This window comes from Massilia sp. LC238 (genome assembly GCF_000735635.1).
Classification (GTDB): domain Bacteria; phylum Pseudomonadota; class Gammaproteobacteria; order Burkholderiales; family Burkholderiaceae_D; genus Telluria; species Telluria varians.
Genome location: NZ_JNNN01000031.1, coordinates 1 through 17,194, shown reverse-complemented (window position 1 = coordinate 17,194; position 17,194 = coordinate 1). Strand labels below are relative to the sequence as shown.

Genomic DNA, 17,194 nt, shown 5'->3' with positions numbered 1-17,194 from the left:
TAGCCCCTTGATTCACCAGACACAGTCGATGCTGTATCCTTACGGATAGGAATAAGACTGTGAGTATGACTAGTAACAAGCAAACCATCGAAGTCGTGACGGTGTCCGAAGAGCGACGCCGGCGCTGGTCAGTGCAGGAAAAGGCTGCGCTGGTCAAGGAAACGTACGAGCCAAGCATGAGCGTATCGCTGGTGGCCCGCAAGCACGGCATCAGTGCCAGCCAGCTGTTCAACTGGCGCAAGCTCGAGCGAGAAGGCGCCTTGGTCGCGGTGCATTCTGGTGAATCGGTCGTGCCGGCCAGTGAGCTGGCAGCGGCACGCGCCCAGATCGCACAACTGCAGCGCATGCTGGGCAAGAAGACGATGGAGGCGGAGATCCTGCGCGAAGCGGTCGAGCTGGCTCGCGAAAAAAAGTGGATTGCGCGCTCACCCTTATTGGACAAGGACGGGCAGTAAAGCCTGTCTGCGTTGTCCTCGGTGTAGCGCGCTCGCACGTGATTGACCTTCTTGCCCGACCTGCAAACTGGGTCGACAAGCGCACCATCGTCAAGCTTGATCCTGTCGCTGACGCGATGATTGCCGACGCTGTACGCGCCGAGATCACCGCGCTGCCGACCTACGGCTATCGCCGTGCCGGCGCCTTGGTGAATCGTACGCGCAGCTTGATAGGTCTGCCGCCCGTAAATCACAAGCGCATGTACCGCGTGATGAAGCAGCAGGGTTTGCTGCTGCCGAAATCGCCTAGGCGTAGTGACAGCGGCCGTGCTCACGATGGCAAAGTGATGGTTAAGGAATCGAACCAGCGTTGGTGCTCTGATGGCTTCGAGATTGCCTGCGACAACGGCGAAGTCGTGACTGGCGTTTTCATGAAGGACTGCTGCGACCGCGAGATCATCGCGTGGCGTGCCTGGATTGGCCGCGGCCTGCCTGGCGAACCGGTGCGCGACATGATGATCGAGGCCGTGGAAACGCGTTTTGGTAGCACCGATGTGCGGACAATCACTGTTGAATTCTTGAGTGACAATGGCGGCGCTTTCCGGGCAACTGAAACGCACGCCTTGGCCCATGAGCTGGGCATCAAGCCGGTGCATACACCAGTGAACAGCCCGCAGTCGAATGGCATGGCAGAGAGTTTCGTGAACACGTTTAAACGCGATTACGTCGGTTGCATGGACCGCATTAGCGGCGCTGCCGTGCTTGCCCAGTTGCCCGATGCCTTCAGGCACTTCAACGAGGTGCATCCGCACTCGGCACTTGGCTATAAATCGCCACGCATGTTTAGGAAAGAGCGACGCCGTCAGGCTCTGGAAACTGACGCTAACTGAACATCAGGCTGTGTCCGGGAATAGCGGGGCAAGATCACCAACAGATCAGCCATAACTTCGGGAATCGCGTTAACTCCCACGCGTTCTTCTGCATGCACGCTAATTAGGACTGGTTCCCAGGCGCTCCCTATGTCAATCAAAGTCCCTATTGCTTCATCGCTTACGCTATCCATCACGAGCTGCGCGGCAGCTTCAACATCGCCCGCCTTCGCTGCAGCGTACGCAGGATGCTGCTTTACAGCGGTCTCACTGGCATGAATCACCACATCGGGAAACTCAACAGGCCACGGGGCCCGCAGTGCTCGCGGAAAAAATTCTTTCTGCACCAACATCCCTTCCTATTCAAACTGCTAGTGACCGTTACATTATAGTAACGGTGCGTTACTAAGACAATGCCCGTCCGTTAGTTTTATTAGATTACGCGAGCTACTATCGCGCCAAGCCGTACAGGGTTGGCGTCAATCAGGCGCTTCGTGGCCGTTAGAGTTTCGTGACCTAGCAACTCGTTGATGTGCCGAAGATCGTAGCCGTTGTTTGCTAGGCGCACTGCGAAGGTGCGCCGGCCGGACATCGCGCTCGCGCCTTCAATGCCAGCCTGGAGGTGTAGTTTGCGAAAGAGTTGGCTGAGCGAATCGCACGAATAGCTTGGCGTGCCGCTGCCTGTGCGGCGCTCGATGAGCTTGTAAGGCTCGCCATCGCCGGTCAGGAAGAGCGGGCCGTCCGGGTCCAGGCCACGATATGCCGTGGCCATAGGCGTAACACCTTGCCGATGGGCGGAACGATATGCCAGGTAGGCGTCGATCGCACTCGTCACCTTGGAATTAGACCAGTAAATCGGCCGCTCCTTCCCGTTGTACGCGATGCGAGCATCAACGCATGACTTCACGCGAATAGAGCCGTCGCCGTTCAGATATGCGCGGAGCGGCAGCCTGGCAATCTCGGTCAACATCATACCCGTGCCGTAGACGGTCGTGAGAAGGGCCACATTGCGCAAGGGAGATTCGCCCGAGACGGCGGCGACTTTCAGCAGATGCCGTAACCGGCCTTCTTCGATATAGGGTGCTTTCGCCATTCGTTTTAGGCTTCCTTCGAGTTCTGTTCAGAGGCAGTATGGGGCCAGATTACCCTGAAACGTGCCCCATAGCAAGATGGTAAGCGACGTCCTCGGAAAAGCGTCACGACCTAATGGCGGGCCGACGGCGAATATGATCGGGATAATATGATGAACGTCATGTACTGAGGCGCGGGCTTATTACATAGCAGCTGTCGCTAGCCAATTACGATGGTTCGACGCTGGCATGACTAGAGGGATCGAGAACGAAGACAAAAAAAAACCCCGCATAAGCGGGGTCGTTGAAAGTTACTTTTGCACGAGGTTGTCCGCAGCATTCTTTATCGCTGCCGGCACCCTGCTCTCGTCGACTAAAAAGCTGCCGTTCGGACAGGCCTTTTTGTACGATGCATACAGCACGCCGTAATGGCCGGTGTTCGCTTGAGCGAATAGCCGCCCGTTGCCGGTGTCCGTCTCCCATTCGGCCGCGGCAGAAGTGCATCGTTCGAACTCGAGGCGCGCTTGAACCATGTTCACTACCGGGATGCTCACCGGGAGTGTGAACAGCACCGCGAATGCAATGTAGCCCCAGGTCGGGACTTCTCTCAGAAATGGCGAGGCCATAGTTTTCTCCTTGAAGAGGTTGTGGTTGGCCTAAGTGTATTCAGCCAAGTTATTTTTTGGAGTTGCTGGGAGCTACGCAGCCAGCGCCATTTCGGTAAACAGGTCGTTTTGCCGGTCCGGCGGGATTAGCTTCTGGTGTTCCGCGTTCGTGATCGAGTTCTTGCGGAAATACTCGTTCAACTCGACAGGCCCCAGGTTGTAGCGCTCGGCCAGATTCGCGATGTAGCGGTTGCGAAGGGCCATTTCCTGATACCGATGAGCGTGGCCGGCTGGCAGTGTCACGATGCCCTGGTTGAGCCAGAACGACGCGGACTCAGATGCCGGCATCAGGTTGCACTCGACAGCCATTGCGGGATACGTGCAGGTGATGAACTCACATGCGCGCTCCGCGTCGACGCTCAGCTGTTCCGTCTCTTCGAACCAGGACGTTCGCTTTCCAGCTACCTCGCGGTGAGTGAACAAGCGGTCAGGGTGCAGGTGCTTATTCCACAGCTCATTACTGAAACTGCGCATACCCTCAGACGGCGCCGCATAGTCGTAATTCCCAACCTTTAGCCATCGCTTGATTGGGATGGAAATCTTGGCTGCCTTCTGCCGCTTCGGAATCGCGAAACGCCTTCCAAGCACATTTACGTCGTACCAGATCTGCAGGGCGGGAAACGCGCTGAGTGCAGCATAGTGATTCGACCAGTGGTAGTCGATCATCACAAGCTGCGTGAGGCTCACCAACTCGAACGTTGGGGATGCCATCAGCCTATTCTCTTTGGTGTCTGGCAGGCGGCCGGTGACAATCGCTGCCTCCGCCCCGTTGGCCGGGCAAAATCCCCCACCCCTGGCCGGGTCAAAATCCCCCACCTCCTGACCGCTTAGCGCCGCCGTAAAGCCGGCGCCTGGTCGCCGGAGAGCAATCCCGCTGGCAGGACGTAACCTTACCCCTTCGACCACGAAGGGGGCATGGAAGGGTGAACGTCTTGAAACCAAACAAACGAACCACAGTGGCCACGCTGCTGGCCACCGGCACCAGCCAGCGTGAGATAGCCCGGCTCACCGGGGTAGACCGTAAAACGATCCGGCGCCTGGCACTGGGCCAGAGCGGACCGGAACCAAATTCCCCCACCCTGGCCACCGGACCGGCATCGGCAAACTCCTCCACCCCGGCCACCGGCACACCGGTTGAAATTCCCCCACCCCGGCCACCGGCTCCCGACACAGGGCCGCAGTCGCTGTGCGAGCCGCACCGCGCCTTCATCGAGGCCCAGCTACGCTTGCGCCGCAACTACACGTCGATCTACCAGGACTTGGTCGACCAGTTCGGCTTCACGGGCCGCTACAACAGCGTCAAGCGCTTCGCCGGCCGGCTGGTGCAACGCGAACCGGAGCAGTTCGACCGGCTGGAGTTCGCGCCCGGAGAGGAGGCCCAGGTCGATTACGGCGAGGGTGCGCTGACGCGCGTCCCCGGCAGTGACCGTTACCGCCGTCCGCGCCTGTTCGTGATGACCTTGCGCTACTCGCGGCGCAGCTTCCGGCGCGTGGTGTGGAATTCGTCGAAGGAGACCTGGGCCCAGCTGCACGAACAAGCCTTCCGCTACTTTGGCGGCGCCACCGCCTATGTGGTCCTCGACAACCTCAAGGAAGGCGTCATCAAGCCCGACCTGTACGAACCGGAACTGAACCCCGTCTACAGAGACGTGCTGGCGTACTACGGCGTCGTCGCCGATCCTGCAAGGGTGCGTGACCCGAACCGCAAGGGCACGGTCGAGAACGCGATCCAGCACACTCAGAGCACCGCGCTCAAGGGGCGGCGCTTTGAGACCATCGAGGAGCAGAACGCGTTCCTGGAACAGTGGGAGACCAAGTGGGCGTCGCCGCGCATCCACGGCAGTGCCAAGCGCCAGGTCGAGGCCATGTTCCAGGAGGAGCGCGCGCACCTGGGCGCGCTGCCGCTGCAGGGCTTCGGCTACTACACCGAGTGCGAGCGCACCGTCGCCGACGACACGTGCGTACGTATCGACCATAGCAGCTACGCGGCAAGGCCGGCGAAGATCGGCAGCCGGGTGCTGGTGCGCCTGTTCGATCACCACGTCGAGATCCGCGACCGTCTCACGCTGGCCCTGCTGCGCACGCATCCTCGCGCCCAGCGCCCAGGCAGCGTGCTGCTGCCCGATGACGAGCGGCCCTTCAACCCTTCGCGCGAGACGCGCCGCATCCTGGCGCAGGCCGGCGACATCGGCGACGCCACGTTGGCGCTGTGCCAGCAATGGTTCGAGCATGAAGGCAGGGTGGGCCAGCGCAAGCTGCGCGGCGTGGTGGGCTTGGCCAAGCGCTTCCCGCGCCGCCTGATCGACCAGGCATGCGCCCAGGCCCTGCAGGAGAACGTACGCAACTACAAGTCGATCAAGAACCTCACCGAACGCCTGCTGGCCAAAGCGCTGGCCGAGATCGACGCGCCACTGCAGGCCGAGCTGGATCTGGAGCAGCACCATCCACTGATCGGCGAAGGTGAGGACTACGCCGACCTGTTTGCGCGCGCGGCCACCGCCAGCGCCGCCATTGATACGACCAAGGAGACACCATGAGCATGAGCATGAACGAAATCGAACGCGCCCTGCGCGAGCTGCGCCTGTCCGGCATCCGCGCCACGCTCGACACCCGCATCCTGCAGGCACAGGCCACCCAGGAGCCCTTCCTCGACACCTTCGCGCTGATCTTGCAGGATGAACTTGATCGGCGCCGCTCGCACCTGATGGAGCGGCGTTACAAGCAGAGTGGGCTCGATGAGCGCATGTCGCTGGCCGACTTCGACTGGCGCTTCAACCCCAAGGTGCCAAGGGCTGCGTGCTTCGAGCTGCACACCCTCAAGTTCGTCGCCGAGGGGCAGAACGCGCTGATCATCGGCCGACCGGGCACGGGCAAGAGCCACATCGCCAAGGCCGTGGCCTACCAGGGCACGCTGCAAGGGCACAACGTGCGCTACCTGGAGGCAGATGGGGCGTTCGCGGCCTACGCGCTGGGCAGCGAGGACGAGCAGCGGCAACAGCTGCGCACCTTGGTCGACGCCGACCTGCTGGTGCTGGACGATCTGTTCCTTGCACGCCGCATCAGCGACAAGGCCGGCGAACTGCTGCAGACGCTGGTGCATCAGCGCTACAAGCGCAAACGCAGCATCGTGGTGACGTCGAACCGGGTCGTGCAGGACTGGGGCAAGTACCTTGGCGACAACACCATGGCGACCACCATCCTGGACCGGCTCATGCACCGCGCGCACATCTTGGAGTTCGAGGGGAAAAGCTATCGGCTGAAGGAGGCTGCCTCACGGCTCACACGTCTGCCCTCTGCCGACGTCAAACAGGACTGACAGGGCCGACGGCAGGAGCATGGACTACAATCCGGACTGTCCTGCCTGGGGGAATTTGACCTGGCCAAAGGTGGGGGAATTTAACCTGGCCAACGGGGTCCGTTGCCTCCGCACGGCTCCGTTCGTTCGCGTCCATCGTCAGCAGGTAGCGAAGCATCTGCTGGCGGAAGTCGAACGAGTAGACATCGGGCCTGATCGGCAGATAGCCTGCAGCGCTCAACTTGCGTCCCAAAAGCTCGCGTGTGTCCAAGTCGAACTGGGTAGCCATCAGAAGTTTCCTGAAGTCGTTCAACGGACGCATGTACTCGTACTTTTCGAGAGTGAGCATGCTTTCCATGCTCTTGTCCTTCTCCCCTGTTACCGTGCACCAGGCGCACCCTGTGCGCGAACCACACGCGGAACGATTGCCAGCGTCTCCGAGGACTACGCCGCAAACGCCATCATTGCTGTCCTGGTAGATCGCAAAAAGACGGTGGGCGCTTTCGACCGAAATGGCTGAGAGATACGGGCTGCTTTCCGGTTCCAGGAGTCCCTCTAACGTGTTCCACACGTCGTCGAGCGTCCACAGCGCGATGATGCTCAGTGCGAGCTCTCCGGACTCACCACGAACCGGCTCAACCGACGACTCGCCACGGCGCTCCATGCGGGCCTTGCGTGCCGTGGACTCGTCGAAGCGCGTACCGATAACAGTGATGATTTCCCGGCCGGTCTGCTCCAGTGCCCGTGCCTCCAGTTCGGTGGCCAGGCGCTGCGCCGGCAGGTATTTCCAATCGGCTGCGCACTGTCGGGCAGCGCCATTTTCGGGCCACCGAGGCAGCGTGCCGCGGCCGACGGTCGTCACCATGAACGACGATGCCAAGGACGGATGTGTTAGGTGTACTTCGATCGGCAGCGAGTGCGTAGCGAAGTGCCTGCGCATCTCGCCCTGCACTTCGAACAGGTGTTGTTCGACAGCGGGATTTTCAATGCCTGTAGAGCTGCTTGAGATGTGGTGCGTGGTGGTGATGCCCTCGGCGACCGCGCGTCGTACGGCCTCAATCAAAAGTACCGCGCACGTGGTGGAATCCTTGCCACCGCTGAAGCGCAGATGGAGAGGATGGCCGCGCCGGATCAGTGCAAGCAGTGTTTGGATGCCCTGCTCTTGGATTGAAGTTTTGTGGGTGGAAGGTTGGACTTTCACTGCGACCGCTGGCTCACCTTCGAGAATCGCCAACAGGTCTGCGATGTTGCTGCCGAGGGTACTGGCGGTGTGGGGTTGCTGTTGCATTTGCATTCGTTGCTCCAGGTGGGCCAAAGGGACGGCCCAATCGGGCGCATGCCCGATGGCGAATGTTGTGGCGGCTTGTGGCCGGATATGAGATGCCGGATGCCGGCGTATGAATTCGGTGCATCTACTCATCTATGCGGAGGGCAAAGGTCAGTAAAGCAGTCCAGTGCGACACACCAGCGCAAGGCCGGTGTGTCATCTGGATCGAAAGGGGTTTAACTGGCGAGTGCCGCGAGGGTGTTCGTCAGTTTCGTTTTCAGTTCTTGCGTCGTAGGGGTGCTGAAATAGCAGTTGTCTTCCATCGTGAGGTAACCGGGTCGAACCAGCGTTCCCATCACGCCCAGGAATTGATTGAACGTCCCGCCTTGTGCCTGCATTGCGGCATACAAGACACCTGCAGGAGCGCCCTGCTCGCCGCCCGCTTCAACAGCTTCGATGACGCCGAGGCTCACGGTAGCGAGCGCGCGGATCTGCGTTGGGGTCATGCGGCTCATTCGGTCACCTCGTGCACTTCGTGTACGTAGGTCATCCACAGGGAGCCAGAAGGCAGGGCTTTAACGATGTCCGCCACCTGCGATTCGCTCGGATACTCGACCGAAATCGAAGTGCCCTTCTGGATCGCGCTCAGCAGGTACATGCAGTCGGCCAGCGTGTGCATTCCATGTTGCTCACCGATGCCGGTCAGGGTTTCGTGGTCGTCCAGCAGTTCTGTCATGAACTGGGCGGACCGTGCTTGGCGTTGTGCGGGGCCGGTGGCGTTCGCCGAGCTGGTGACTGGCGCCGGCGAAGCAGTTGCACGCGCGGCGAGGTCGGTGATGGCAGCCATCGCTTCGGTCGCCTGAAACTCCAGGTCGTCGGAGCCGGCAACCGCGGCGGGGATCAGCCCGCTGTCGAAAAGGTGGTTGATAAAATTGCTTGCGAAGTCCGCGCAGGAATAAGGCATTGTGATGCTCCGGTAGAGATATGGAGCTACCCCGTGTGGGATAGCCCACTAGGGTTGTATGTGTTGTGGTCGGGATCAGCCGAAAGTTACTTGTGCCTGCGCCTCACGGCGGTTCAGCCACCAGTCCATTGCGTCTTGTGCCGCCACTTTCAGCGCCAGCGACCGCGTGAGCGGATGGTGCTGGCCGAACTGCTTGTGCGAGCCATTGGGGTAGGCCGCATTGATCGCCCAGCCATCCTTCAACCCGGCTACCTGGTGCGGCAGCAGGACGTAGGATGCGCCGGCGAACAGCAGCGACTCAGCCTTGTCGAGCTGGTCCGCAAACTGCCTGCCGGAGATCGGCGGCAGCGTGGCCAGTTCTTCGGTTGTCGTCAGCACCTCGAGCGCGTCGACGCTGAACAGCTCGACACGTTCCGGTGCGCGCGCTGTAGCGGAGAGCCGTACGTTCCAGTAGTCCGGCGCCACTCCGTTATCGCTTTGGACGATACCTTCGCGGCCGGGATACTTGTCGCCTCCGATGCGTGCCTGGTTGGTCCGGACGCGAACGCGGATGCCCTCGCGCACAGCCAGCAGGCCCGTTGTCGCAGATCGCTTCTTCATTTCGGCCAGGTCGACCTTGAGCGACGAGTGGGCATCTTCGGGAAAGGCGAAGATCACACGGACACCGACCACGTCGTGGTCGTCCATGTGCGCCTGAATCGCGGGAAGAACACCGTCACAGGTCAGGGTCTTGTCACCGAGCCAGTATGCGAAGACGCTTCCGTCGACGCTGCCTGGTGCTTCGGAGATCAAAATATCCCCGCTGCGGTCGGTTGGCCATTCCCCAGCCCAGTCGCTTGGGCAGGCGGGACGGAGTTGGAAGGTGCGGCCCGTGGTCGATTGAACTGCGCGGGCCAGATTGGTGGTGGTTTGCATGGTGTGGTCCTGCGAAAAGGGAAACGCCCCACCGAAATCGGTAGGGCGCTGTTGTTGTAGGCGGTGGCGCTGCTTAGGGGCAGTAGTCGGGAAAACAGTCGAATCCCCAGTCGCGAACTCCCTCGGCCACGCCCTCGTAATACTCGAGGGGCATGTTCAACAGAATTTCGGACTGGTGATCTGACCGGTTACCGTGCCGGTACCCGCGTTGCCACAGCTGGGATCTTTGTGTGATGCCGAGGTTGGCCACGATGGTCGCTGCAATCTTGCGATTGAGCGATCAGGCGGCCAGCAACTCGACGTGTACCTGCTTGCGTTCGAATGGCGAACGTGCCGACTTGCGCACGACCAGCACCGAACGAGCAGTGCGTTGCTCCTGGCTCGGGAAAGCGATGATCGTCGCCGTCGTTGCCATGACCGGGTTGCGGTCGACGTCGCCGGCGCGCATGGACATCATTTCCCCCGCTTCCGCGAGATGATGACCCATGTTGGCGCGCAGTTCAGCCGCCAGACGCTGTCGCACTTGGCGGCGGCTCTGGCGCTTGAAGAAGCTACGCAGGGCGTGGCCACGGCGCATGGCGATTTCGCCCTCGAGGTGGCTGTTTGCGATTGCGATTACATTGATGGTATTCATGCTGCGTATCTCCGGGAAGGAGGAACGCTGTCCCTACGGGGACAGGTCCCCGATGGGTTGTAGAAGAAGCTGGCCGGTGGCGCAGCTAAATCAGATGCCGAGAGTCGGCTTAGGAAGATTTGAGCATTGCTCGTCCGTAGCTGGACGGAGAAGCAGTTTGAATTTACAACAATGCCGCATAGCGACAGGGTCAATGATACATCACCTTTCGATGAGGCAACATCCTTTTTCGCCCACATGCCACATGGAGGCGGCATGTGGGCTGCAAGGTCCTAGTTACAGATCCTCTGCGGCTTCTTGAGCTTCGTCCATCAATTCCTGCTTTATCTTGTAGACTTGATCGGACGGTGCCTGCTTCGACGGTTTCGGGTACACGAGTTCGGTATCGAGCGTTCCCGTAACGTCACCGGCTGCATCACGGCTGCTCCTAATCCACTTTACACCTTCCTTGATCGCGTCCTTACGGCCCATGTCGCCAGCGGCCACGAGGTTAGCGGCGATGTCCGCAATAATGTTGCCGCACTCTTCACGGTGTTTGTCTTCGTCCATCTGGACTGCGTCGTTTCGACCATTGGCCATGTTCGCTCCCTTCGGTGAATCCCGGCTACCGGCCGGGCGGGCGGGCGCGCATTATACGTCAAGCCCTCTTCTTTCGCTTGTCGATGGCCCACCAGCACAACACAGCCCAAACTAAGTTTAAGGGCGGCAGCCATGCACGCCCTTCCATTGCGCCGGTTTCAATAGCGCGGATCGCCATTGGGTAGCCCAGGCCCCACAAAAGGTACGACGCGTTACTGTAGAGCGCCACGCCAGCCATGATGCAGAACATCGGCACCATGAAGCGATTGAAGCCCACACGACTTTGCTCCAGGCGGCCGCACCGCATCCAGAGCCACAGGGACAGCGAAATCCCGGCCATAAAACAAGCCAGCGCCAGTGCCCCACCATCGTCGGCGCCGAAGCCCAAGGTGAAGCCTCCGAAGGCAGCAGCCGCGCATAGCGCGGCGGCGCCGCTCAGCAGTCGTGAGGCGTAAGGCTGAGTCGTCATTTTGTACTGAACTCTCGAAGGTGGTTCCCAAAAACAGAAGCCCCCAGCGACCGAATCGGTTGGGGGCTTAGGAAGTCAATTACGCTCGCAATGAGGCTTAGATCTTGTCAATGCTTCGTTTCATTGTCTTCTCCTTGTGGCTTGTTTGTAAGAGTAACGATAAACGCTTGGAGCGGGAATGTCAAATAATCCAAGGTGTACGTCTTCGTGATGGTCGAGTTTCCTGGGCCAGGCAGGACATCGGGCTCGACCTGGTCTGAAAAGTTCAAGAAGCGAACGGTGAAGTCCAGTTTCTCGGGAACAGTGTTGATGACCTTGAGCGTCATTCCGTCAACGAAGCGAGCAAATTCCTGCTGAATGATCGGGTCCTTGCGCAGCTCGTACTCTTGATCTACAACACGCGTGATCCTGTAGTCCTTGCCAGCCAACACCGGAATTTTTACAGTAACTGAGCCGTTTTCCACTACCGAGTACTTGTTCTTCACACACGCTGCAATGCCGCCGTCAGTGCTCAAGGTAAGCGAGGTCACAACCTTCTTGTCCTCGAAGCCTTCGCCTTCACTTGAGGTCAAGAAGTTCGTGTTCGTGGCAACCAGCAGCGAAGTGGCCATGATATCCCGAATTTTGACTCGGCCAGTGCTCGCATCGTAATCCAGCAATGTGATTTCCCGCACGAAATTGCGCAGCGAGTAGTCATGGCGGACCCGCTCAAGCCTCGCCGCTGATTTATTGAAGCTCGCACAAAGATCCGGGTTCGTCATCACCAGGACGTGCTCCATTGCCTTGTGAACGACATCATCACCAGCTCGACCAAAGATTGCAATCTCGCGCATTTTCTCGATGATCGCCGGCTCCCCGAAGAATCCCTTCAGTTCGTCCTTGAAAAGTTCGGAAAATTGGTACGATTTCAGAAGGCTGGCGAAAACACCACTGACGATGATGGCTGTCGCAGCCTGCGAAAGCGTATCGGCAAGCCATTGCCAGGTGGTGAAGTAGTGGAGTCCCCAACTAGCGGCATAGAGCACCAAGACCAGGAAGATCATGTACAACAGCAGATGCGGTTTAACTCGCTTGTAGAGATTGGTAAGCATTTCCATCAAGGTTTCTCATGTTCGTAGGTTATTAAGATATTGTATTTGAACAACGATCTATCAGTAGGGTTTCTCCGAATGAAAAAGGCCCTCAAGGGGCCTGGTTGTAGATGCGAAGGGGTAGCAGGCCGGAATTCCGGCGCGCTACCACTGCAGGGGTTTTTTTAGTGCAGACTACGCAGGTTGCTCGGGCCGATGGGTTCGACTTTAAAGAACCGCACGAACAGCAGCGTGCCTTCACTGTCGTGCACGAAGAACCGGCCGTTGTCATCGAACTGTCCGGTCTCGATGCCCTCTTCGGTCAAGACCGCCGAGTAGTCCAGCTCTCCGTCAGTCCAGGCAAAGCGCAGCACCTCGTTCATCGGCTCGCCGATCCACGCCGACCGGGTCCAGTCGGTCAGGAGCGCGCCGTCGTCGATGCTGATCGCGTTCGACAGCGCCATCAGCTGCATGAAGCGAGGCAGCGACGGATCCGCCGCGACCAGCACCAGCGCACGATCGCCCGAGGGCTTCATGCGCGCGGCGCGGGTCACGATCACGTTTTCAGAAGGCGACGAGACCTCGATCGACAGATTCTCGAGCGCGGTGGCGCGGTCGCCGCCTGGCAGCACCTTGGCGGTAACTTCCATTTCAACAATTGTCCGGATGAACTCGGGGGGCTTCGGGTTCACGACCCGCCGGGCTTCTTCGAACGCAGCGAGGGTGATGTCTTCGACGCGTGCGACGTTGAAGAACTGGCAGATGGATGCGGTCACGTAGACTTCCAGCGGGCCGGAGTGGTTGACGTGCTTGTGGCCGATCTCGTCGGTATTGTCGAAGCTGTCCTGGAGTTCAATCACGACATCATGATCGAGCAGTAGTATCGTGTCCGTCACATCGATTTCCTTTTCGCAGTCGTAGACTGCATCGTTGCCTTTGCGGCCGCCCCAGATCTGCAGGACGACACGGGCAATGATGCGGTTTTCGGCCGAGGGTGCGACGTTGGAGGCAGCTTGTTGCGGGGTGGTGATGGTTTGCATGAGATGCTTTCTGTGGATGCCCGACAGGGCTTTGTAGGATGGCGCCGCGGGTGCGGCAAGTTACTTGCGTGCGGTTACCCGCTCGCGCGGCGACCAGGTCGCCGGCGTGATTACAGAATTGCAATGGAAGGCGATGGGCCGGCCTTGGGCGGCGCGGTCATTTCGGTGTGGTAGAGGATCGCACCCCTGCAGTAGCAGCGGTGCGCGTAGATCGTCACTTCCTCGGCCCAGCGGATCGCCCGGTTGTCGAGGGTGACGAACAGGTGGGTTGCATGTGGCTCGAATCGAACCTCAATCCCCTCAAAGCTCGGCGTCGCGGTGTCCACAAGGACGCCGTCGACGCTGGCGATAGGGTGTTTGCTCTCGATGCCGGATGCGATCTTCTCGCGGCCGATCTGTCCGACATTGAAGAATGCATCGCGGACGACGACGATCTTCTGGTACCACATGACGGTTCCGTTGAAGAACCCGGCGTTTTGTCGATGTTTGCCAGCGCCATTCCCCTTATGGAGGGTTTGGACCGGCACCTTGCGCGACTTCCAGATATTGAGGTTCAGCCGCACGCCAACCAGGTCGCCGGCTTGCGGCCGGAGCTGCTTGGCCATGATGCGCGCGCACACCTTATCTTCGGCCAGTGCGCGTTCGACCTCGGCGTCATCGATGATGATCGGGGCCGCCATCACTGGCCGCCCTTCTCGCCTACGATATTCGCTGCTGCTTTGGCTGCGGCCAGCTTCGCAGCTGCTCGCGCCTCCACCAGATAGTCAGGAACGTCTTCGCCATCTTCATACGCTTCCAGCACCCAGACATGCAGGCATTTCTCACACACATTCGCGAGGAACGTGGGATTGTGGAGAGGTGCGTAGATCGCGTGCACGCTGCGGCTGGATTGGTCTTTCGGCGCCAGGCACAGGCGGCGGCCGGCATGAAGCCCGGTCTCCGACAGATGCACCAGCTCGAGGCCAACGGCGGCGCGGGTGTCGCGCAGCTGCTGCTTGGTCAACTCGCGCATCTTTTGCATCACGCCCTGGTGCTCGGCGTAGTCGGCCTCGCCAGTGAAACCCAAGGCTTCAAGTTGTTCAGCGCGGTCGGTGTTTGCTGCGGTAGTGGTTTGCATGTGTGTTCTTCCAATTGAACGTCGCCGCATCGTCAGCGACGTAGGCGATTGCAGTAGGTGGCCAGAGGCCGGAAGGTAGATGCCGAGGGTCGGCACAGGAAAGCGGTATGACGCTGATCACGGATGGAGCCGTGATAAGCGGAGGATTAAAAGGACGCGCCCTACCCAGAAGGGTAAGGCGGTCTGTTGGATGGTTTATCGGATTGGCTTGATGGCAGCGCGCAGTTCAGCGAGAAGCTCGTCCACGCCTTCTTGCAGCTCGTCGCCCTCAAAGCCTGCGATGAAGGCTGCGGCGCGTTCCAGCGTGCCGATCGGATGCGTAGAGAGGATCATGTCTTCCACCCCGTCTTGAGTCTTCAAGCCGAACGAAGTGGGCATGCGCTTCTTCCCATTCATCAGCGCCAGCGCGACGTCAGCGACGTTCGCTGGCGCCGCCGGCAGTGACGGCACCGCTGGCGGTACTGGCTTCTCGGCGGGCTTGAACAGCACGGCAGCCGAGCGCACGCCGTGGTGCTGATCGTGCACGAGTGCATGACGCGCCTGCTCGTCGCATTTGTCCAGGTGCTCATTGGCGATCTTGAACCGGCCACCCCATTCCAGGGCTTGGATATCGGCGATCGTGATGACGCTTTGCTTGGCCAGCGCTTCGACCTCGAGGTCGCGCAACCGGTACAACTCTTCGGTTTCCTCGCGGTTCGGCTTACGGCGCCCGAAAGAGGCCTGCAATTCCTTGGCTGTCTTCGTCATCAGGCTGCGCTCGGTTGGTTGGTGGCGCCGAACAGGTCGGCCATGAAGTAGTCGATTTTTTTCGTCTGTTCCTTGCGGAGGCGCATACGGTTTGCAGGGGTGTCTGGAATCGCGCACGACACATACGCGCCTTTCGCATCATCGCCCTCGAAGACGAAGACCAGCTTCGTCTTCATTGCCCGCTTGATCTTTTCGACGAACTTGGTCGCTTGCGCGAGCTTGTCGATCAGGCTTTCGATGGTCTCGTCGGTAGGGACTGGCGTGCGCGTCTCGATGTCGGCCTTCGCCGCGGCGTAGTCGGCATCGGTCATCTTGGCCTCCCGGTCGAATTCCTTCTTCAGGTCGAGGCTGTACATCAGATCGCTGCGCACGACGGCGGTGACTTCGGGAATGGCAAACAGCTTTTCCAGGCTTGCCTTGTCGGCAGCTCGGGCGGCGGCGTGCGCTGCGTGGTAACGCGATTCAGTGCCCCCACCATGACCACCGTCCGAAACGGTGACGATCTTGGTGCGGCCGTGTGCGAGAGTGGCGTGCCAGCACGCACCGTCGTCGGTATCGACAGACTTGCTGTCGACGAGTTTGAACCCTGCCGCTGCAACTGCGAGCACGAGGGCGATGTCGTTCTTGAGGGAGTTTTTCTCAGGTTGGAACATGGCGAATCCTTTGAGAAAGGACGAACCTGCCCCACTGGGCAAGGTTCACCCAGGTGGTAGAAAAATGGAACGGGGCACCGAAGCGCCCCTGGTTTATGGAACTACGTGTGCAGCGGGTTAGCGCCGCACTTTGTGTCGACCGCGCCAGGCGAGGTCCATTGCGTTAGCAGAGCCGCCCAGCAGCGCCAGTGCTTCCGAATCCATGTAGTAGGAGCCGGTCGTGACTTGGCCGCGGATGGCGCCAGCTGCATCGAGCTGCGAGAGCTTGCACACCCGGCCCAGGGCGCGGATGAGCTTTGGAAACTGCGCGATCACTTCTTCGCGCGTTGGAAAGAGGCGGCAGTCTGCGAACTGATGCAACCCGATTTGGCCTTTGATCGTGAGACCAGGCTTGCTCAGGTGGATCTTGTCAGCGGATACCGAATCGATTTTCCACGCCTGATGGCGGTAGATGATGGTACGGCCAACGAACTTGGCAGGATTACGGTTTTTCAGCTTCATGTGGTGCTCCCGGAAAGCGCACAGGAGCCACCATCCGTGCCGGAAGGAGGTTCCGGCAACGCGAAGATTTGCAGAAGGTAGGGTTCGAATGAACAGCGTACCGCAGGGCGGTGATTTAAAACGCGGGAGTCTTGATGAACTCGTCTCTGCGCGGAGCAAAGAGAAGTTGGTTTTTACAACTATGCCGCATGGCGACAAGGACGATACTACAACAACTAGTTCTGCTTGGCAAACATGCTACATAGCTGGCTGACTGCTTTGAAGCGAGTCGCCAGCTATGCAGCTGGTTTGGTATTTGTCTCATTTGACGCGGCGATACTCCATCGATCCACCCATCGTTGGCATGAGCAAGGTGTCGGTGTCCTTGACGTAGCTGACCTTCATGGCGCCGAAGGCGGTCGACACTTCGAGCATACCGTCTTTATAGACTGCCGGTTTGACCTCGGTATCGAGAGTGCCGCGTTTGAACATCGACGGCTCGGTGGCCTTGATCACGAAGTTATCGCCGTTTCGCTCGATAGCGACCGTGCGGTTCTTGTATTGCTTGGCCTCCCAGTTGCCGACGTACTCGTTGCCCTGCTTGCCGCAGGCCGAGAGCGCCGCAGCAACGGCGAGGAAGGCAAAGCCTTTCATCCAATTTTTCATTCTGTTTCCTGATAATCCGGCATCCGGCCGGTGCGGGGCTTACGCCAATTTTCTCAGCGGTAGTTTAACGCCTTTCGCTGCGACGGAACGACCAAGGCGCGATCGGGTTGGGATCAGCCCACAGTCCGAGCCGCGGAACGTGTCAATGAATTTGAAACACCTGGTGGAATCGTGAGCGTCTAATTTTTCCTGTTCAGGCTGCTTTTTTCTCCGTGGCTGGCGGATTGATCCACGCTGCGGTCGGCAACTTGGCCTGGCGT

The 17,194-nt window shown here is 59.6% G+C and carries 22 protein-coding genes; 3 read left to right on the top strand and 19 right to left on the bottom strand.

The window, feature by feature from the left end:
- Positions 1-65: 65 nt before the first annotated feature.
- Positions 66-1,324, top strand: a protein-coding gene (locus FG94_RS07855) for an IS3 family transposase (RefSeq protein ID WP_229445888.1) whose coding sequence is annotated in 2 segments (ribosomal slippage) — positions 66-396 and positions 396-1,324 — 1,260 coding nt in all. Because the reading frame shifts where the segments join, the coding sequence is not laid out codon by codon here.
- On the opposite strand, the gene FG94_RS27155 is transcribed toward FG94_RS07855, so the two are convergent.
- From FG94_RS27155 to FG94_RS07840, 4 genes are all read right to left on the bottom strand, one after another.
- Positions 1,297-1,656, bottom strand: coding sequence for a hypothetical protein (locus FG94_RS27155; protein ID WP_152570890.1), 360 nt, complete (start codon positions 1,654-1,656; stop codon positions 1,297-1,299). The genes FG94_RS07855 and FG94_RS27155 overlap by 28 nt on opposite strands.
- A gap of 80 nt (positions 1,657-1,736) precedes the next feature.
- Positions 1,737-2,396 carry a tyrosine-type recombinase/integrase gene (locus FG94_RS07850; protein WP_036209446.1) on the bottom strand — a complete coding sequence of 220 codons (660 nt, stop codon included), beginning with the start codon at positions 2,394-2,396 and terminating at the stop codon, positions 1,737-1,739.
- A 288-nt stretch (positions 2,397-2,684) separates the two neighbouring features.
- Positions 2,685-2,999, bottom strand: coding sequence for a hypothetical protein (locus FG94_RS07845; RefSeq protein ID WP_036209443.1), 315 nt, complete (start codon positions 2,997-2,999; stop codon positions 2,685-2,687).
- 72 nt (positions 3,000-3,071) lie between these two features.
- Positions 3,072-3,749 carry a hypothetical protein gene (locus FG94_RS07840; protein ID WP_152570889.1) on the bottom strand — a complete coding sequence of 226 codons (678 nt, stop codon included), beginning with the start codon at positions 3,747-3,749 and terminating at the stop codon, positions 3,072-3,074.
- A 212-nt stretch (positions 3,750-3,961) separates the two neighbouring features.
- Here FG94_RS07840 and istA point away from each other — a divergent pair, with 212 nt between their 5' ends.
- On the top strand, positions 3,962-5,575 hold the full coding sequence (gene istA / locus FG94_RS07835) for an IS21 family transposase (RefSeq protein WP_036209440.1): 1,614 nt from the start codon (positions 3,962-3,964) through the stop codon (positions 5,573-5,575).
- A gap of 2 nt (positions 5,576-5,577) precedes the next feature.
- Positions 5,578-6,354 carry an IS21-like element helper ATPase IstB gene (istB, locus tag FG94_RS07830; RefSeq protein ID WP_036209566.1) on the top strand — a complete coding sequence of 259 codons (777 nt, stop codon included), beginning with the start codon at positions 5,578-5,580 and terminating at the stop codon, positions 6,352-6,354.
- Here istB and FG94_RS07825 read toward each other — a convergent pair.
- The 15 genes from FG94_RS07825 to FG94_RS07755 all read right to left on the bottom strand — a co-directional run bounded on the left by FG94_RS07825 (position 6,341) and on the right by FG94_RS07755 (position 16,934).
- Positions 6,341-7,627 carry a hypothetical protein gene (locus FG94_RS07825; RefSeq protein ID WP_051996330.1) on the bottom strand — a complete coding sequence of 429 codons (1,287 nt, stop codon included), beginning with the start codon at positions 7,625-7,627 and terminating at the stop codon, positions 6,341-6,343. The genes istB and FG94_RS07825 overlap by 14 nt on opposite strands.
- A 209-nt stretch (positions 7,628-7,836) precedes the next feature.
- Positions 7,837-8,115 (bottom strand): hypothetical protein, encoded by a 279-nt coding sequence (locus FG94_RS07820; RefSeq protein ID WP_152570888.1) that lies wholly within the window; start codon positions 8,113-8,115, stop codon positions 7,837-7,839.
- Positions 8,112-8,564, bottom strand: a complete 453-nt coding sequence (locus FG94_RS07815; RefSeq protein ID WP_036209434.1) for a hypothetical protein — start codon at positions 8,562-8,564, stop codon at positions 8,112-8,114. Before FG94_RS07815 ends, FG94_RS07820 begins: the two co-directional genes overlap by 4 nt.
- A 75-nt stretch (positions 8,565-8,639) precedes the next feature.
- A complete protein-coding gene (locus tag FG94_RS07810) occupies positions 8,640-9,479 on the bottom strand; it encodes a hypothetical protein (RefSeq protein ID WP_152570887.1) in 840 nt (279 codons plus the stop codon).
- Positions 9,480-9,759: 280 nt separating this feature from the next.
- Positions 9,760-10,113, bottom strand: a complete 354-nt coding sequence (locus FG94_RS07805) for a hypothetical protein (RefSeq protein ID WP_036209429.1) — start codon at positions 10,111-10,113, stop codon at positions 9,760-9,762.
- Between the two features lie 276 nt (positions 10,114-10,389).
- Positions 10,390-10,662: a hypothetical protein gene (locus FG94_RS07800; protein WP_036209426.1), complete on the bottom strand. Its 273-nt coding sequence runs from the start codon at positions 10,660-10,662 to the stop codon at positions 10,390-10,392.
- A gap of 88 nt (positions 10,663-10,750) precedes the next feature.
- A complete protein-coding gene (locus FG94_RS07795; protein ID WP_036209423.1) occupies positions 10,751-11,161 on the bottom strand; it encodes a hypothetical protein in 411 nt (136 codons plus the stop codon).
- 107 nt (positions 11,162-11,268) lie between these two features.
- On the bottom strand, positions 11,269-12,258 hold the full coding sequence (locus FG94_RS07790; protein ID WP_036209421.1) for a hypothetical protein: 990 nt from the start codon (positions 12,256-12,258) through the stop codon (positions 11,269-11,271).
- A 158-nt stretch (positions 12,259-12,416) separates the two neighbouring features.
- Positions 12,417-13,271, bottom strand: coding sequence for a hypothetical protein (locus FG94_RS07785; RefSeq protein ID WP_036209416.1), 855 nt, complete (start codon positions 13,269-13,271; stop codon positions 12,417-12,419).
- Positions 13,272-13,381: 110 nt separating this feature from the next.
- Complete coding sequence (locus tag FG94_RS07780; protein WP_036209413.1) at positions 13,382-13,951, bottom strand: hypothetical protein; 570 nt, start codon at positions 13,949-13,951, stop codon at positions 13,382-13,384.
- Positions 13,951-14,388, bottom strand: coding sequence for a hypothetical protein (locus tag FG94_RS07775; protein WP_036209410.1), 438 nt, complete (start codon positions 14,386-14,388; stop codon positions 13,951-13,953). Before FG94_RS07775 ends, FG94_RS07780 begins: the two co-directional genes overlap by 1 nt.
- A gap of 195 nt (positions 14,389-14,583) precedes the next feature.
- Positions 14,584-15,135: a hypothetical protein gene (locus FG94_RS07770; RefSeq protein ID WP_036209407.1), complete on the bottom strand. Its 552-nt coding sequence runs from the start codon at positions 15,133-15,135 to the stop codon at positions 14,584-14,586.
- A complete protein-coding gene (locus FG94_RS07765) occupies positions 15,135-15,788 on the bottom strand; it encodes a hypothetical protein (RefSeq protein WP_036209404.1) in 654 nt (217 codons plus the stop codon). The genes FG94_RS07770 and FG94_RS07765 overlap by 1 nt, the downstream gene beginning before the upstream one ends.
- Positions 15,789-15,905: 117 nt before the next feature.
- The gene (locus FG94_RS07760) at positions 15,906-16,289 is read right to left on the bottom strand and encodes a hypothetical protein (RefSeq protein WP_036209401.1); all 384 of its coding nucleotides are present in this window, start codon (positions 16,287-16,289) and stop codon (positions 15,906-15,908) included.
- 300 nt (positions 16,290-16,589) lie between these two features.
- The gene (locus tag FG94_RS07755; protein WP_152570886.1) at positions 16,590-16,934 is read right to left on the bottom strand and encodes a hypothetical protein; all 345 of its coding nucleotides are present in this window, start codon (positions 16,932-16,934) and stop codon (positions 16,590-16,592) included.
- Positions 16,935-17,194 lie beyond the last annotated feature (260 nt).

Coding starts and splice junctions, on each gene's coding strand:
- FG94_RS07840 (WP_152570889.1), bottom strand. CDS start 3,749: ATGGCATCCCCAACGTTCGAGTTGGTGAGCCTCACGCAGCTTGTGATG.
- FG94_RS07820 (WP_152570888.1), bottom strand. CDS start 8,115: ATGAGCCGCATGACCCCAACGCAGATCCGCGCGCTCGCTACCGTGAGC.
- FG94_RS27155 (WP_152570890.1), bottom strand. CDS start 1,656: ATGTTGGTGCAGAAAGAATTTTTTCCGCGAGCACTGCGGGCCCCGTGG.
- FG94_RS07815 (WP_036209434.1), bottom strand. CDS start 8,564: ATGCCTTATTCCTGCGCGGACTTCGCAAGCAATTTTATCAACCACCTT.
- istB (WP_036209566.1), top strand. CDS start 5,578: ATGAGCATGAACGAAATCGAACGCGCCCTGCGCGAGCTGCGCCTGTCC.
- FG94_RS07785 (WP_036209416.1), bottom strand. CDS start 13,271: ATGCAAACCATCACCACCCCGCAACAAGCTGCCTCCAACGTCGCACCC.
- FG94_RS07795 (WP_036209423.1), bottom strand. CDS start 11,161: ATGACGACTCAGCCTTACGCCTCACGACTGCTGAGCGGCGCCGCCGCG.
- FG94_RS07845 (WP_036209443.1), bottom strand. CDS start 2,999: ATGGCCTCGCCATTTCTGAGAGAAGTCCCGACCTGGGGCTACATTGCA.
- FG94_RS07780 (WP_036209413.1), bottom strand. CDS start 13,951: ATGGCGGCCCCGATCATCATCGATGACGCCGAGGTCGAACGCGCACTG.
- FG94_RS07765 (WP_036209404.1), bottom strand. CDS start 15,788: ATGTTCCAACCTGAGAAAAACTCCCTCAAGAACGACATCGCCCTCGTG.
- FG94_RS07850 (WP_036209446.1), bottom strand. CDS start 2,396: ATGGCGAAAGCACCCTATATCGAAGAAGGCCGGTTACGGCATCTGCTG.
- FG94_RS07800 (WP_036209426.1), bottom strand. CDS start 10,662: ATGGACGAAGACAAACACCGTGAAGAGTGCGGCAACATTATTGCGGAC.
- FG94_RS07805 (WP_036209429.1), bottom strand. CDS start 10,113: ATGAATACCATCAATGTAATCGCAATCGCAAACAGCCACCTCGAGGGC.
- FG94_RS07790 (WP_036209421.1), bottom strand. CDS start 12,258: ATGGAAATGCTTACCAATCTCTACAAGCGAGTTAAACCGCATCTGCTG.
- FG94_RS07825 (WP_051996330.1), bottom strand. CDS start 7,627: ATGCAAATGCAACAGCAACCCCACACCGCCAGTACCCTCGGCAGCAAC.
- FG94_RS07760 (WP_036209401.1), bottom strand. CDS start 16,289: ATGAAGCTGAAAAACCGTAATCCTGCCAAGTTCGTTGGCCGTACCATC.
- FG94_RS07810 (WP_152570887.1), bottom strand. CDS start 9,479: ATGCAAACCACCACCAATCTGGCCCGCGCAGTTCAATCGACCACGGGC.
- FG94_RS07755 (WP_152570886.1), bottom strand. CDS start 16,934: ATGAAAAATTGGATGAAAGGCTTTGCCTTCCTCGCCGTTGCTGCGGCG.
- FG94_RS07775 (WP_036209410.1), bottom strand. CDS start 14,388: ATGCAAACCACTACCGCAGCAAACACCGACCGCGCTGAACAACTTGAA.
- FG94_RS07770 (WP_036209407.1), bottom strand. CDS start 15,135: ATGACGAAGACAGCCAAGGAATTGCAGGCCTCTTTCGGGCGCCGTAAG.